The 14,773-nt window shown below is 71.9% G+C and carries 12 protein-coding genes; 7 read left to right on the forward strand and 5 right to left on the reverse strand.

Annotated features, from left to right (window positions below; translation table 11 throughout):
• Nucleotides 1-4: 4 nt before the first annotated feature.
• Entirely contained in the window at nucleotides 5-1,060 is a 1,056-nt protein-coding gene (locus ACQPZ4_RS14230; RefSeq protein ID WP_433060228.1) for a LacI family DNA-binding transcriptional regulator, read from the reverse strand.
• A gap of 215 nt (nucleotides 1,061-1,275) precedes the next feature.
• Here ACQPZ4_RS14230 and ACQPZ4_RS14235 point away from each other — a divergent pair, with 215 nt between their 5' ends.
• From ACQPZ4_RS14235 to ACQPZ4_RS14265, 7 genes are all read left to right on the forward strand, one after another.
• A complete protein-coding gene (locus ACQPZ4_RS14235) occupies nucleotides 1,276-3,861 on the forward strand; it encodes a family 78 glycoside hydrolase catalytic domain (RefSeq protein WP_433060231.1) in 2,586 nt (861 codons plus the stop codon).
• 6 nt (nucleotides 3,862-3,867) lie between these two features.
• Nucleotides 3,868-5,178, forward strand: a complete 1,311-nt coding sequence (locus ACQPZ4_RS14240) for an ABC transporter substrate-binding protein (RefSeq protein WP_433060234.1) — start codon at nucleotides 3,868-3,870, stop codon at nucleotides 5,176-5,178.
• A gap of 5 nt (nucleotides 5,179-5,183) precedes the next feature.
• Nucleotides 5,184-6,047, forward strand: a complete 864-nt coding sequence (locus tag ACQPZ4_RS14245; RefSeq protein ID WP_433060237.1) for a carbohydrate ABC transporter permease — start codon at nucleotides 5,184-5,186, stop codon at nucleotides 6,045-6,047.
• Nucleotides 6,044-6,862 (forward strand): carbohydrate ABC transporter permease, encoded by an 819-nt coding sequence (locus ACQPZ4_RS14250; RefSeq protein ID WP_433060240.1) that lies wholly within the window; start codon nucleotides 6,044-6,046, stop codon nucleotides 6,860-6,862. The genes ACQPZ4_RS14245 and ACQPZ4_RS14250 overlap by 4 nt, the downstream gene beginning before the upstream one ends.
• 137 nt (nucleotides 6,863-6,999) lie before the next feature.
• A complete protein-coding gene (locus tag ACQPZ4_RS14255; RefSeq protein WP_433060243.1) occupies nucleotides 7,000-7,836 on the forward strand; it encodes an MEDS domain-containing protein in 837 nt (278 codons plus the stop codon).
• Entirely contained in the window at nucleotides 7,833-8,786 is a 954-nt protein-coding gene (locus tag ACQPZ4_RS14260) for an anti-sigma factor RsbA family regulatory protein (protein ID WP_433060249.1), read from the forward strand. The genes ACQPZ4_RS14255 and ACQPZ4_RS14260 overlap by 4 nt, the downstream gene beginning before the upstream one ends.
• Nucleotides 8,783-10,081: an MFS transporter gene (locus ACQPZ4_RS14265; protein WP_433060251.1), complete on the forward strand. Its 1,299-nt coding sequence runs from the start codon at nucleotides 8,783-8,785 to the stop codon at nucleotides 10,079-10,081. The genes ACQPZ4_RS14260 and ACQPZ4_RS14265 overlap by 4 nt, the downstream gene beginning before the upstream one ends.
• Here ACQPZ4_RS14265 and ACQPZ4_RS14270 read toward each other — a convergent pair.
• From ACQPZ4_RS14270 to ACQPZ4_RS14285, 4 genes are all read right to left on the reverse strand, one after another.
• Nucleotides 10,002-11,018 (reverse strand): hypothetical protein, encoded by a 1,017-nt coding sequence (locus ACQPZ4_RS14270; protein WP_433060253.1) that lies wholly within the window; start codon nucleotides 11,016-11,018, stop codon nucleotides 10,002-10,004. The two genes, ACQPZ4_RS14265 and ACQPZ4_RS14270, sit on opposite strands and share 80 nt — an antisense overlap.
• A gap of 364 nt (nucleotides 11,019-11,382) precedes the next feature.
• Nucleotides 11,383-11,895: a pyridoxamine 5'-phosphate oxidase family protein gene (locus ACQPZ4_RS14275; RefSeq protein WP_433060255.1), complete on the reverse strand. Its 513-nt coding sequence runs from the start codon at nucleotides 11,893-11,895 to the stop codon at nucleotides 11,383-11,385.
• A gap of 73 nt (nucleotides 11,896-11,968) precedes the next feature.
• Complete coding sequence (locus ACQPZ4_RS14280) at nucleotides 11,969-13,225, reverse strand: glycoside hydrolase family protein (protein WP_433060258.1); 1,257 nt, start codon at nucleotides 13,223-13,225, stop codon at nucleotides 11,969-11,971.
• Between the two features lie 134 nt (nucleotides 13,226-13,359).
• Nucleotides 13,360-14,754, reverse strand: coding sequence for a hypothetical protein (locus ACQPZ4_RS14285; protein WP_433060261.1), 1,395 nt, complete (start codon nucleotides 14,752-14,754; stop codon nucleotides 13,360-13,362).
• Between the last annotated feature and the right edge of the window lie 19 nt (nucleotides 14,755-14,773).

Raw genomic sequence — 14,773 nt, forward strand, 5'->3', positions numbered from 1 at the left:
GAGGTCACTTCGCCGGTGGGGGAGCCGTGCTCCGGCGGGGGATCAGCGTCGGCGACAGGGACAGCAGCACCGACCGCCGGCGTTTGCCCTCCACCCGTTCCAGCAGCAGGCGCGCCGCGTTCGCGCCCATCAAGTGGCCGTCCTGGTCCACGCTCGTCAGCGAGATCGGGCCCATCGCGGCGACCGTGGTGTTGTCGTAGCCCGCGACCGAGATGTCCTCGGGAATGCGCAGGCCCGCCTCGAACACTGCGTTCAAGACGCCGATCGCTGCCACGTCCGCGCCCGCGAAGATGGCGGTGGGGCGGACCGGGCGGGACAGCAGGTCGCGGGCCGCGGTGTAGCCGCCCTCCTCGCTGTACGTCGAGGAGACCACGTCCACCTCCAGGCCGTGGCGGTGCATGGCCTGGCGGTAACCCTCGGCGCGCACCGTCTGGGGCATGGTCGTGGGGATGCCTCGCGTGGTGTCGCGGTGTTCGATGTGGGCGATGCGGCGGTGGCCCAGTTCCGCCAGGTGGTCGACGATCAGGCCGGCGCCCGTGATGTCGTCGTCGACCACGGCGTCGAAGTCGGAGGAGCGGCCGTGGCGGCCGATGGTCACCGTGGGGATGGTGCGGGCGGTGGACTCCAGCTGGCCGCGGGGTACGACCGGGGCGATCATGATGAGGCCGTCCATGCGGCGGTCGATCATGGCTTCCGTGATTCTGGCCTGGGACTCCGGGGTGCTGCCGCCCGGGCCCAGCAGGGCCTGGTACTCCGTGCCGGCGAAGTGGTCCGCGATGCCCTCGATGAGTTCGGGGAAGAACGGGTTGCGCAGGTCCGGGATCAGGACGCCGATCGTGTACGTCTGGCCGCGCATGCCTCGCGCCGCCGCGTGGGGGCGGTAGTTGAGCTCGGCCATCGCGGCGCGGACGCGGTCCTGCATGGCGGGGCTGACGCCGTAGGCGTTGCGGAGGACCTTCGAGACCGCGGCCGTGGACACGTTGGCCCGGCTGGCGACGTCCGCGATGGTCGCGCGGCGCACCGCCGGCACCAAGGGCTCCGTCTCGGGGTCTGCTGCCATCCGCCGCTCCTCCAAGAAACGTAGAACGAACTACACGCTGCCACTCTGCAACGTGGATATTGGTCTACGCAATCCGGCATACGGTCGGCCTTGACACGCACCACGGGCGAGACCAACATGTGGAGAACGCTCTACGAAATCAGCCCAACGTGCTACACCCCCGCACATCCAGCCGTGGCGTTGAATCGTTTCAAAGAGATTGGCACCCCAAAGACATGCGCGTAGTCGAACTGCGGGCCGAGCACGTCCGCGAACCGATCGGGCTCGGCACCGCCCGGCCCCGGCTCTCCTGGCGGGTCGAGTCCGACGTGGCCGGCGAGAGCCAGGTCGCGTACGAGCTGATCATCGGCGGGTACTCCACCGGGCGCGTCGAGTCCGTCGAGCAGGTGCTCGTCGACTGGCCGGCGCCGCCCCTCACCGCACGGGAAGAGCGCGAGGTCGCCGTCCGGGTCTGGACCGGGGAGTCGGAGGCGGTCAGCGCGCCGATCCGGGTCGAGGCCGGCCTGCTCGGGCAGCCACTGTTGTCATCCCTGATCCAAGGACAGCCGATCGCCGGGGATGACGGGCCGGCGACGCTGTTCCGGCGGGAGTTCGAGCTGCCCGCCGAGCCGGTCCGGGCGCGGCTCTACGCGACCGCGCACGGCGTGTACGAGCTGGAGCTCAACGGCGAGCGCGTCGGCGACCACGTGCTGGCGCCCGGCTGGACGAGCTATCACCACCGGCTGCGGTACCAGACGTTCGACGTCACGAACCAGCTCCACCAGGGACCGAACGCGATCGGCGGCTGGCTCGCCGAGGGCTGGTACGCCGGGCGGCTCGGGTTCCGCGGCGGGCGGCGCGGCGTCTACGGCGACCGGCCCGCCCTCGCCGCACAGCTGGAGGTGGCCTGCGCCGACGGCTCGCGGCACGTCGTCGCGACCGACGGGAGCTGGCGCACCGCCCCCGGCCCGATCACCGCGACCGGCCTGTACGACGGCGAGCGGTACGACGCCCGCCTGGAACGCGACGGCTGGTCCCGCCCCGGCTTCGACGACCGCGACTGGTCGCCCGTCACCGAGCAGCCGCTGGACTCCGAACGCCTGGTCGCGCCGGACGGCCCGCCCGTGCGCCGCACCGAGATTCTGCGCCCGGTCAGCACCCGTACGACGGACGACGGCCGCACCATCGTCGACTTCGGCCAGAACCTGACCGGCCGCCTGCGGATCACGACCACGGGGGAGCGGGGCACCACCGTCATCCTGCGTCACGCCGAGGTACTCCAGAACGGCGAGCTCTACACCCGCCCGCTGCGCGAGGCCCAGGCCCGCGACGAGTACACCCGGCGCGGCGGCGGCCCGGAGACGTGGGAGCCGCGCTTCACCGTGCACGGCTTCCGGTACGCCGAGGTGACCGGGGAAGTCGAGCAGGTGGAAGCGATCGTCTGCCACACCGACATGACCCGCACCGGCTGGTTCGACTGCGACGACCCGCTGCTGAACCGGCTGCACGACAACGTGGTGTGGAGCATGCGCGGCAACTTCCTCGACGTGCCCACCGACTGCCCGCAGCGCGACGAGCGCCTCGGCTGGACCGGCGACCTGGCCGTGTTCGCGCCCACCGCCGCGTTCCTCTACGACTGCGCCGGGCTGCTCACCTCGTGGCTGGCCGATCTCGCGGCCGAGCAGGAGGAGCTCGGCACGGTGCCGTTCTACGTGCCGTGGGTCGAGCTGCTCGGCCCGCCCCGGCCGGCGGCGGTCTGGGGCGACGCGGCGGTCGACACGCCCTGGACGATGTTCGAGCGGTTCGCCGACACCGGGATCCTGCGGCAGCAGTACCCCAGCATGCGCGCCTGGGTCGAGCAGGTGGCCGCCCTCGCCGGGGAGCGGCGCCGGTGGGACGAGGGGTTCCAGTTCGGCGACTGGCTCGACCCGGCGGCCCCGCCCGAGCGCCCGGCGGACGCGCGCACCGACCCGTACCTGGTGGCCACGGCCGCCCACGTGCGCAGCGCGCGGCTGCTGGCCGCGATTGCCGCCGAACTCCACCAAAAACAGGACCAGTCCCGCTACGCCGCACATGCGGCCGCGGTGGCCGAGGCGTTCAACGCGGAGTACGTGACGCCGAGCGGAAGGCTGGCCAGCGACGCGCAGACCGCGTACGCGCTCGCGCTGACCGGCGGGCTGCTCGCCAAGCAGGAGCAGCGGGAGCGGGCCGGGCGCCGGCTCGTCGAACTGGTGGCGGCGGAGGGGCACCGCATCGGGACCGGGTTCGCCGGCACCCCGCTCATCTGCGACGCGCTCACCCTGGCCGGCGCCGACGACGACGCGTACCACCTGCTCCTGCAACGCGAGTGCCCGTCCTGGCTGTACCCGGTCACGATGGACGCCACCACGATCTGGGAGCGCTGGGACAGCCTGCTGCCCGACGGCACCGTCAACCCCGGCGAGATGACCTCGTTCAACCACTACGCGCTCGGGGCGGTCGCCGACTGGCTGCACCGCACCGTCGCCGGGCTGGCCCCCGCCGCGCCCGGGTACCGCCGCGTCCTCGTCCGCCCCCGCCCGGGCGGCGGCCTCGAGCGGGCGGAGGCCGTGCACGACAGCCCGTACGGCCGGATCAGCGTCGGCTGGCGGCGCGCCGGCGGCCGGCTGCACGTCACCGTGACCCTCCCGCCGGGGGTCACCGCCCGCGTCGAGCTCCCCGGCGGCAAGCCGGCCGAGGCCGGTCCGGGCACGCACGAGTACACCTGCGATTTTCGCTCCCCGGCCGACGACCCCCCGCCGACCCGGGACGCACACCCCTTCCACACCCCAGAAGAGGAGTGACCGAAAATGCAACGACGACACCCCTTCCTGATAGCGCTGACGGCGACCGCCCTGGCGCTCGGCGGCTGCAGCGCCGGCGACCTCGGCTCCAGCGACAGCAGCGGCGGCGGCGAGACCCTGTCCTTCCTGGCCGACAACTCCGACGCGAGCCTCAAGACCGCCCAGGGCCTCGCGGACGCCTTCAACGCCAAGAAGACCGGCGTCACCGTCAAGGTGGAGACCCGGCCCCAGGGCACCGAGGGCGACAACGTGGTCAAGACGCGACTGTCCACGGGCGACATGACGGACGTGTTCATGTACAACTCGGGCTCGCTCTTCGCGGCCCTGAAGCCGGAGCAGAACCTCGCCCCGCTCGACGACCAGCCGTACGTCGGGGACCTCGACGGCACGTTCAAGTCGACGGTCTCGGCCGGCGGCAAGCTCTACGGCGTGCCGTTCGGCGGGGCGACCGGCGGCGGCATCCTCTACAACAAGGCGGTGTACGCCAAGCTCGGCCTGCAGGTACCGAAGACGTGGGCCGACTTCATGGCCAACAACGCGAAGATCAAGGCGGCCGGCATCGCCCCGGTGGTGCAGACCTACCAGGACACGTGGACCTCGCAGCTCATCGTGCTGGCCGACTTCCACAACGTGGCCGCGGCCCAGCCGGACTTCGCCGAGCAGTACACGGCGGGCAAGGCGAAGTACGCGAGCACCCCGGCCGCGCTCAAGAGCTTCCAGCGGCTGCAGGAGGTGCACGACCAGGGGTACCTGACCTCGGACTTCGCCTCCACGAAGCTCGAGGCCGGCATCAAGCATCTCGCCGACGGGACGGGCGCGCACTACCCGATGCTCACGTTCGCGGTCGGCACCATCACCTCGCAGGCCCCCGACAAAATGGGTGACATCGGCTTCTTCGCGCTGCCCGGCGACGACGCATCGAAGAACGGGCTGACCGTCTGGGAACCGGCCGGCGTGTACGTCCCGAAGACCACGACCGGCAAGAAGCTCGACGCGGCCCGCAAGTTCCTCGCGTTCGTGGCGAGCAAGGACGGCTGCGACGCGATGGCCAAGGCGACCACCCCGTTCGGCCCCTTCCTGGTCAAGGGCTGCACGCTGCCGGCCGACGTGGCCGCGCCGATCAAGGACATGCAGCCGTACTTCGACAGCGGCGCCAACAGCCCCGCGCTGGAGTTCCTGTCGCCGGTGAAGGGCCCGTCCCTGGAGCAGATCACGGTCGAGGTCGGCTCGGGCATCCGCAAGGCCGGCGACGGCGCCGCGCTCTACGACCAGGACGTCAAGAAGCAGGCCCAGCAACTCGGTCTGCCCGGCTGGTAAAGGACATGTCCCGAGCCAGGAGCCCCTATCCGTACTGGTTCTACCTGCCGGCCGCGCTCGTCTACGGCACCCTGTTCCTGGTCCCGACCTTCGCCTCGTTCTGGTTCAGCCTGACCCGCTGGAGCCTGTTCGACGCGCAGTTCATCGGCCTGGCCAACTTCCGGCAGTTCTTCGACGAGCCCGCCCTGGTCAAGGGGTTCACCAACACCATCGTCTACGCCGTGGTCACGTGCGGCCTGAAGGTGGTCCTGGGGCTGCTGCTGGCGGTGCTGCTCACCTCGCAGCTCTCCGCCCGCGGCTACCTGCGCTCGGTCGTGTTCTTCCCGGTCCTCGTCAGCACCATCGGCGTCGGCCTGACCTTCACCGTGCTGATGAACCCGGAGCACGGGCTCATCAACGGCGCGCTCGGGGCCGTCGGCATCGACGGCCCCGGGTGGCTCACCGACCCGCGGTACGCGCTGCTGTCGGTGGCCCTGGTCGACGTGTGGAAGGGGGTCGGGCTGGCCACGCTCATCTACATCGCCGGCATCGTGTCGATCCCGCAGGAGTACTTCGAGGCGGCCCGCGTCGACGGCGCCGGCCCGGTGCAGAGCTTCCGGCGGATCGTGCTGCCGCTGGCCCGCCCGGCCACGGTCACCGTGGTGATCCTCTCGCTCATCGGCGGCCTGCGCTCGTTCGACCTCATCTGGGCGATGACCCGCGGCGGGCCCGGGTTCACCTCGGACGTGATCGCCTCGGTGATCTACAAGCAGTACCAGGCGGGCTTCTATGGCCTTTCGACCGCCGGCAACGTGGTGCTGTTCCTCGTCGTGACGGCCCTGGTGGTGCCGCTCTACTGGTTCCTCAGCCGCAGGGAGGTCGAACAGTGAGACGTCACGTGAACGGGGCCGTCGCGGTGCTCGTCTCCGGTGTGGTGTTCGTGGTGCCGTTCCTGTTCATCGTGCTCAACGCGGTGAAGGACCGGCAGGACGCCGCGCTGCCCGCGTTCAGCTGGCCCAAGCACTTCCAGCCGTGGACCAACCTGGTCGACGTCGTCGAGGCCCGCGACTACATGCTGGTGATCGCGTTCATCAACAGCACGATCCTCACCGTGGTCAGCGTGGCCGCCATGGTGGTGCTGGCCGCGATGGTCGCGTTCGTGCTGCAGCGCCGCCGCAGCCGGTGGAACCGGGTCATCGACCTGCTGGTGCTGTCCGGGCTGATCATCCCGCCCGCGGTGGTGCCGACGATCTGGGTGCTGCAGGGGATCGGGCTGTTCAAGACCATGGCCGGGCTGATCCTGGTCGAGATCGCGTTCGGGCTCTCGTTCAGCATCCTGCTGTTCCGGGCCTTCATCGCGACCATCCCCAAGGAGCTCGACGAGGCCGCGGTCATCGACGGGGCGGGGCCGCTGCGGCTGTTCTTCCGGGTCGTCCTGCCCCTGCTGCGGCCGGTGGCGATCACCACCGTGGTGGTCCAGTCGGTCGCCGTCTTCAACGACTTCACCAGCCCGTTGTACTTCCTGCCGGGCGATCAGAACGCGACGGTCCAGCTGACCCTGTACAACTTCTCGAGCCAGTACACCGCGCAGTACAACCTGCTGTTCATGAACATCCTGCTGATCACGATCCCGCCGCTGATCATGTTCGTGTTCTTCAACCGGCAGATCGTGGCCGGCATGACCTCGGGGGCGGTGAAGGGCTGAGGCCGACCGGATGATCGGGTCGCGCCGACCGGCCGGGTGGCGTAGCCCGCGCGGATGGAACCCGCTCGCAACCATCGGTGACGATCACCGCACGCGGTACCGTGTGATGATCCGAGCACTGCGAGTGAGGTGGCGACGTGGCGGGCACCACGACCCTGGCCGGGCTGCAGGCCGGCGACCACGTCTGCGTGCCGTACCTCGGGGCCTCGGTGCGCGCCGGGATCATGGAGGACTTCGTCCGCGAGGGCCTCGCCGACGGCGACAAGGTCATCTGCTGCACCGTGCAGGACGACCCGGACGCGCTCACCGCCGCGCTCGCCGAGGCCGACGCCCGGGTGCCCGAGGCACTGCGCGACGGCCGGCTCCTGGTCTGCAGCGCGACCAAGAGCTACCTGGCCGCCGGGCGCTTCGACGCCGAGCGGACCGCCGCCGACTGGCGCGAGGTGGTCGGGCAGGCCGAGCGGGACGGCCACGCCGGCCTGCGGATCATCGCGGACATGAGCTGGGCCACCGGCGCGGTCCCCGGCACCGAGCGGCTGCCCTGGTACGAGGCCGAGGTCAACCGGATCTTCGCGCGCGGCTTCGCCCGCGGGGTCTGCCTGTACGACCGCGAGACGTTCACGCCCGCCCGGCTGCGGCGGTACATCTCCACCCACCCCGGCACCGTCGAGCCCGACGACCCGCAGCCGCCGCAGCTGCGGATGCGGCACACCGCCGAGCCCCGCGGGCTGGCCCTGACCGGCGAGGCCGACATCGCCAACCGGGCCGCGCTGATCGCCGTGCTCGACGGGCTGCGGGCCGACCTGCCGGGCACCGATCCGCTCACCATCGACCTGTCCGGCCTCAACTTCGCCGACGTCGCCGCCGCCTCCGCGCTCGTGCGGGCCGCCCGCCGGGTGCCCGGGGTGCGCCTCGCCGGGGCCAGCCGCCGCCTCGCCGGCCTGCTGGAGCTCGTGCGGCAGGCGGACGCGTGAGGGCCGGGGCCCCGGCCGGGCACCGCGGGTTCTTTCACGAGGCCGCCTTCTACAGCACCGACGAGGAGTTCCTGGCCATCCTCACGCCGTTTCTGGCCGGCGGCGTGGCGGCCGGCGAGCCCGTCGTCTGCGCGTTCGGCCCGCGCCGGCAGGACCTGCTGCGCGACGCGATGGGCCCGGGCGGCGGCGTCGTGTTCATGGACGGCGAGCAGCACTACTCCCGCCCGGCCACCGCCATCCACCGCTACCGCGGCCTGCTCGCCGACCACGTCGCCGCGGGCGCCGGCCAGATCCGCATCGCCGGGGAGGTGCCGCACCCCGGCGTCGGCGTGCCCTGGGACTGGTGGGCCCGCTACGAGGCGGTCATCAACAGCGCGTACGACGACTTCCCGCTGTGGGGGCTGTGCCCGTACGACGTGCGCAACACCCCGGCCGAGGTCCTCGCGCAGGTCCGCCGGACCCACCCGTTCATCGCCACGACGAGCGGGCACCGGGCCAACCCCGACTTCGCCGACCCCGAGACGTTCCTGCGCGAGCGCACCTCGACCTGGAACGACCCGCTCGAGGTGACCCGGCCGCGGGCCGAGCTGACCGACCCGATGCCCTCCGAGGTCCGCGCGGCCGTCATCGCCGCCGGCGGGCACAGCACCATCTCCCAGCCGGAGCTGCGCAGCCTGGTGCTGGCCGCGACCGAGGTGGTCACCAACGCGCTCGTGCACGGCGCCCCGCCGGTCGAGGTCCGGGTCTGGACCGCCGAGCGGCGCATCCTGGTCCTCGTGGCCGACGCCGGGCCCGGCCCGCGCAACCCGGTCGTCGGGCTGCGCCCCGTCCGCACCCCGACCGGCGGGCTCGGGCTGTGGATCGCGCACCAGATCTGTGCCCACGTCGACCTGCGCCACGAGCGCGGGCAGTTCACCGTCCGCCTGGTGGCCGGCCAGCCCGAGCCGTGAGCGGCCCGGCGACCCGCCAGGTCCGGCGCACCTACCTCGTCCTGGTCCTGCTCAACGCGCTGGCCGTCTCCTCCATCTGGGGCGTCAACTCGCTGCTGCTGTTCCAGGCCGGGCTGTCCAACACCGAGGCGCTCGCGGCCAACGCCTGCTTCACCCTCGGGTACGCGCTGTTCGAGGTCCCCACCGGCACGATCGCCGACACCCGGGGCCGCCGGGTGTCCTACCTGCTCGGCGGGGTCACGCTGACCGTCTCGACGCTGTTGTACTGGCTCGCCTGGCGCCTGCACGCCGGCTTCTGGGCCTGGGCCGCGGTGTCGGTGGTGCTCGCGCTCGGCTTCACGTTCTTCTCCGGCGCGACCGAGGCGTGGCTGGTCGACGCGCTGCACGCGCTGGACTTCGCCGGGCCGCTGGAGCCGGTGTTCGCCCGCGGCCAGGTGGTCAACGGCGTCGGCGCCCTGGCCGGGTCCCTCGGCGGCGCGTACATCGCCCAGCTCACGAACGTCGGCGTGCCGTTCCTGGTGCGGGCCGGGCTGCTCGTCACGCTGACTGCGGTCGCCTGGCGGCTTATGCGTGACATCGGCTTCACCCCGGCCGGCGGCGGGCGGGCGCTGCCCCGGATGCGGGCGGTGCTGCGGACCTCGATGCGGTACGGCTGGCGCAACCCCCAGGTCCGCCTGCTCATGCTCGGCGCCTGGGCCGCGGCGGGCGTCGGCTACTACGTGGCGTTCACGATGAAGCCGTACCTGCTGGACCTGGCCGGCGACCAGCGCGCCTACGGGCTGCTCGGGGTCGCCGTGGCGCTGCAGGCCGTGGCCCAGATGGCCGGCGGGTTCCTGGCTCCGGCGCTGCGGTCGCTGCTGGGCCTGCGCACGTCGGTGCTCATCGCGGGGGTACTGGCCAATGCCCTGATCCTGCTCGCGCTGTCCGGCGCCGGCGGCGTCCCGACGGCGCTCGCGCTGCTGGCCGCGTCCAGCCTGGTCGCGGCGGCGGTCGCGCCCTCCCGGCAGGCCTACCTCAGCGAGCTCGTCCCGGCCCGCGGGCGCGCCACGGTCCTGTCGTTCGACTCGCTCGTCGCCTCCAGCGGCGGGGTCGTGCTGCAACCGGCGCTGGGGCGGTCGGCCGACGCGTGGGGGTACCCGCACTCCTTCGCCCTCGGCGGCCTGGTGCAGTTGATCGCGCTGCCGTTCCTGCTGCGCGCGGCCCAATCCGAGCGCGCTACCCCAGCACCCGCCGGCAGAACGCCTCGAACTGCGCCGCCGAGTCCCCGGTCCACACCATCCCGTGCTCGCGGATGATGAACCAGTCGGTGGCCCGGGCCCGCAGCTCGGCGAAGAACCGGCGGCCGGCCGCGAACTGTCCACACTCGACGGTGGTGGAGGTGACCAGCTCGCGGTAGCGCTCGCCGCGGGTCAGCTCCCGGTGGTGGAAGTGCACCATGAGCCGCGGCCGGCGCCCGTGCATGCTCAGCAACGAGCTCAGCATGAGGTACTCCGGGGCGTCCGAACTCGGCAGCCGCGGCCCGGTGTAGGTCAGCGCCCGCTCGCCCTCGTCGTAGGAGGTGACGAGGTCGAAGTCGGCCGGGGTCATCAGCGTCTTGTCGGTCAGCGTCTGCGAGACGAACCAGTGCCCGTCGTGGGCGAAGACGATCGACCCGTCGGTCCACGGTTTGCGCTGCCAGAGGTGGTACTCCCGGTGCAGCCGCGCCAGCTCCGCGATCTCCCCGGCGTGCTGGGCGCCGAGCCGCTCCCGCACCAGCTGGTCGCCCGGGTCGAGGCTGCGCGTCGGGGCGTACTTCACCCGGATCGTCTCGCCGATCACGTTGACGTAGACGTCCTGCCACGTGTTGGTCCGGATGCCGCGGCCCAGGTCGAGCTCGTCCGGGTAGATCGCGTTGACGTCCAGCGCGTCACACAGCTCGGGCACCGCCGTCGCCGCCCGCTCGTAGCCGGGCCGGTCAGTCCCCTCGGGCGTCAGCTCGTACGCCGAGACGACGTTCGTCCGCACGCCGCTCGCCGCCAGCGACGCGAGGTACACCTTCTCGTCCTCGCCCATCTCCAGCGGATCGGTCGGCCCGTAGACGACGTAGGTGATCAGCTCCGGCCGCGCCGCGGGCACGTCCCCGAACGCGAGCGGCTCCACGGACAGCCCGTACTCGGCCCGCAGCGCGAGAAAAGCGGGCCGGATGATCTCGCGCAGCGCCCACTCGCCGTGCGGCGACCGCGGGTTGATCACGTAGAAGCACCGCACCTCGGCCGCCCGCCGCCGATGACGATAGTCGGCCGCCTGCGCGTTCCCCGCTGTTATCGCCGCAGTGAGCACGCGGTTACTCTACATTGATCATCGCCGTCGTGTCCGTCCCGCGGTGATCTGCGAGCATCCGCCGCGCAGCGTTTGAGTAGGCCGCTCCCGTTCCATCCGCGACGGAGGAGGCTTCAGCCACTGCAGATCCTCGCGGCTCAACCACAACGCGACCCGACCGAGCGCCGCCTCCCGCGCGGGATCGGTGGGCTCCCGGCCTTCGACATGGCCGCCATGCCAACCGCCCGTTCGGCCGGACCTCGGCCGCTCAGGTCGCCGTCGCCGATGCGCACCCCGCTCATGCGCGGTTCCAGAACTGGCGCGGGGACCAGCCCTCGCGGCGCAGCCAGTGTTCGGTGTAGACGATCCGGTCCGGGTCGAGCACCACGAGCGTGTCGGCGGGCGGCTCGGCCAGCGACCGGCCGCGCTCGGCGTGTTCGTGTTCCCAGCGGAAGGCCGGCCAGTACCGGTCGCGGTCCGGATCCTCCGGCCCCAGCACCCGGGCGCGGCCGAAGAACTGCGCGCCGCGGCTGCTGGCCAGGCCGTGCAGCGGGGCGAAGAGGCCGATGGACACGCGCGGGTCGGCGACGATGTTGCGCATCTTCGGCGAGCGCGGCGATGCGGTGAAGAGGACCGCGAGGCCGAGTGGCGAGTAGCGCACCGGGGTGGCCAGCGGGCCGGCCGGCCCCGCGGTCGCGAGGACGCACATGTTCTGCGTCGACAGCAGGTTGAGGATGCGCTCCTCCAGCCGTTCGCGGTCGAGGGGCCTGTCCGGCGCGGGATCGGCCAGCCAGGGGTTGGTCAGCGGCATGGCGGGGACCCTAGCCGGTCCGGCCGGCGCGCGGTTCGGGACGCACGCCGGCCGGCGGCCGTGAAAACGTGAACTAGGCCGCAGCTCGGTACGCCTCGCCGGCCGGGGTCGGGTTGGTGCCGTCCTTGTACAGGCCGTAGGGCAGGGAGTCGCCGACCGCCGGGAGGGAGAACCAGGCGTAGCGCTCGATGTACGACGTCGCCTGCATCTGGGTCGTGGTGCGGGTGATGAAGGACGTGATCTGGGCCGTGTTCGGGAACTTCGGGGTGCCGGTGAAGTTCATCAGGCCGTACTCCGTGATCCAGATCGGCAGGTTGTAGCGGGCGTGGACCTTCTCGACGTAGCCGAGGAACTGGCCCACGGCGGCGTCGGAGAAGTCGGAGCCGTACCAGTGCAGGGTGATGAAGTCGACTCGGCGGTTCTGCTGGCGGGCGCCGGTCATGAAGCGGTCGAGCCAGCCGCCGGGCGTGTCGCCGCCGTATGCGACGGCGGGGCTGCCGAGGCGCATGCCCGTGGCCTCCAGTCGGGGCCAGAGCGAGAGGGCCTGCTCGACCGTCATGTTCGACTGTTCCTTGAGGTCCGGCTCGTTGAAGCCGAGCAGGGTCTTGCCCTCGGCCTTCACCTTGGCCAGGTCGTTGTCCGTGACCGCGCCGGCGCCCCAGATCATCGGGACGAACTCGGCGTTGGCGGGCATCGAGTCGTTGTTGGTCGACCAGTTGTAGTACCAGCCGGCGCCGACGTTCGTCACCGCGGACGAGAGGCCGGTGAACTGCCAGGTGCTGACGCCCTTCTTCTTCACGGCAGGCGTCGCGGTGCGGGAGGCGGAGGGCGTGGGCGCGGCGGTGGTGCCGGTGCCGGTGGGGAGCTTCCACTGCTGGTTGGCGTTGCCGGTGCAGGTCCAGATCTGCAGGCGGGTGCCGTCGGCCGAGCTGTTGCCGCTGGCGTCCAGGCACTTGCCGGAGCCGGTGTTGACCAGGCGGTTGCCGGCGCCCGCGGCCCACTTCTGGGCGCCGGTGCCGTTGCAGTCCCAGAGCTGGACCTTGGCGCCGTCCGCGTTCGAGCCGGCGGCCACGTCCAGGCACTTGTTCAGCGCGCGGATGCTGCCGTCGGTGTTCACGGTCCAGGCCTGTGCTCCGGTGCCGTTACAGGTCCACAGTTGTACGGCGGTCCCGTTCGCCGAGTTCGCCCCCGCGACATCGACACACTTGCCTGCAATGCCGGTGATCGGGGCGCCGGTGGCGGCGGAGGCGGCGTGCAGCCCGACCACTCCGGCGCTGACCACGGCGGCCGTGGCGAGCAGGGCGAACAGGGTTTTGCGGCCGGGCGACATGGCTCTCCTCGGGACGGGTCACAGACGGCTTGCGACGCTCAAACTCGTCCATGTGCCGCGGGCGCGTCAAGGCGAACGCCCCGACTTAAGCGGGTCGTAAGCCAAACTTGAGAGAGCGCTCTCCCGGCCGCGGGTCAGGCCAGCGGCATCACCCGCGCGATCTTGATCGAGGTGCTGTTGGCCCCAGTCGCGGGATACGCCACGCTGCCGTCCACGTACGACTTGAACGCCTGGTAGTTGTGGTCCTTCACGCCGACGGTGAACTGGGCGCCGACCGTCGCGCCGCTGCCGGCGTCGTAGACCTGGGCCGCCATCGACGAGCCCGACTCCCAGGCGAGGAGCATCCGGCCGGAGTACGTCACCAGGTGCGGATGGGAGGTCTTGGCCGGCGTCTGCTTGGTGGTGTCGGCCGCGCCGGTGCTGAAGTGCGACAGGCGGGCGGTGCCACCCTGGCTCCACGCGGTCCAGTAGCCGGCCGGTTTCGCGAGCACGAGGTCGCCGCCGAACAGGGTGTTGTCGCAGGTGCCGGCGGAGACCGTGCGGTACGGGTGCGGCTGCGCGATGCGGCAGTTGTTGTCCGTGGCGCAGACCATCGCGAAGTGGCTCGTGCGCGGATCCCACACGATCCGCGTGCCCCAGCTGTGGCTGCAGCCGACCTCGAAGGCGTCCTTGTGGTTCACCAGGCCGCCGCCGGAGCCGACCACCTGCATCCGGTCGCCCTCGTGGATGTCCACACAGGACCCATTTTGTACCGTGATGGCGACCCCGAAGTACGCCGCGTAGTTGCTGCCGTCCGTGGCGAGCCGGCCGTGGTGCTGGTACCACCACACGAAGCGGGCCCCGTTGTCGTAGCCGCCGAGGCTCGCGCTCAGGTTGGTGACCTGGCGCTCCCAGACCTGCTTGCCGTTGTTGTCGAACCGGACCATGTGCATCGTGTTGCACGGGCTCGACGAACCGCCGCAGAGCGGGCCGGTGTGGCAGTCTCCCTTGCGGGTCAGCAGCAGCACGCCGCCGTTCGCGTCGGCCGCGACGTCCTGCAGGTCGATGCCGTCGAAGCTGGTCGGGGTGCCGACGAGCTTGTCGTCGCAGCCGAGCCTGCCGAGGTACACCTTGCCGCCGGTGCCGAGCCACGCCAGCCAGGAGCCGCCGTCCGGGGTCGCGGCGATCGCCATCGGCAGCGGGTCGGTGTCGCCCTCGCGCCCGTACCCGGTGACCGCGCTGCCGACGCTCACGTCGGTCACCTTCACCACGGGCGTGGCGCTCGCTGTGCGGCCACAGGGACCGGAGGGCGCCGCCGACCGGCTCGCGGCCGCGTTGCCGGACGCGGCGGCCAGCAACCCCGTCCCCTCGGACGATCCGGCCGCGGCCACGGCGCCGGGGTCGCCGGACGAACCCGGGCCGCCGGACGATCCCGGCCCGCCGGGCGAGGAGGAGAAGGCGGCCACGGCGCCGATCGTCGCCACGACCGCCACACCCGCGACGGCGGCGACGACGACCCGGCGCCGGGAGAGTTCGAAGGGGAGGTTCACGGCGCCGAATATAGGGGCG

It is taken from the genome of Dactylosporangium sp. CS-033363 (assembly GCF_050942475.1).
Classification (GTDB): domain Bacteria; phylum Actinomycetota; class Actinomycetes; order Mycobacteriales; family Micromonosporaceae; genus Dactylosporangium.

Coding starts and splice junctions, on each gene's coding strand:
- ACQPZ4_RS14280 (WP_433060258.1), bottom strand. CDS start 13,225: ATGTCGCCCGGCCGCAAAACCCTGTTCGCCCTGCTCGCCACGGCCGCC.
- ACQPZ4_RS14235 (WP_433060231.1), top strand. CDS start 1,276: ATGCGCGTAGTCGAACTGCGGGCCGAGCACGTCCGCGAACCGATCGGG.
- ACQPZ4_RS14230 (WP_433060228.1), bottom strand. CDS start 1,060: ATGGCAGCAGACCCCGAGACGGAGCCCTTGGTGCCGGCGGTGCGCCGC.
- ACQPZ4_RS14240 (WP_433060234.1), top strand. CDS start 3,868: ATGCAACGACGACACCCCTTCCTGATAGCGCTGACGGCGACCGCCCTG.
- ACQPZ4_RS14245 (WP_433060237.1), top strand. CDS start 5,184: ATGTCCCGAGCCAGGAGCCCCTATCCGTACTGGTTCTACCTGCCGGCC.
- ACQPZ4_RS14275 (WP_433060255.1), bottom strand. CDS start 11,895: ATGCCGCTGACCAACCCCTGGCTGGCCGATCCCGCGCCGGACAGGCCC.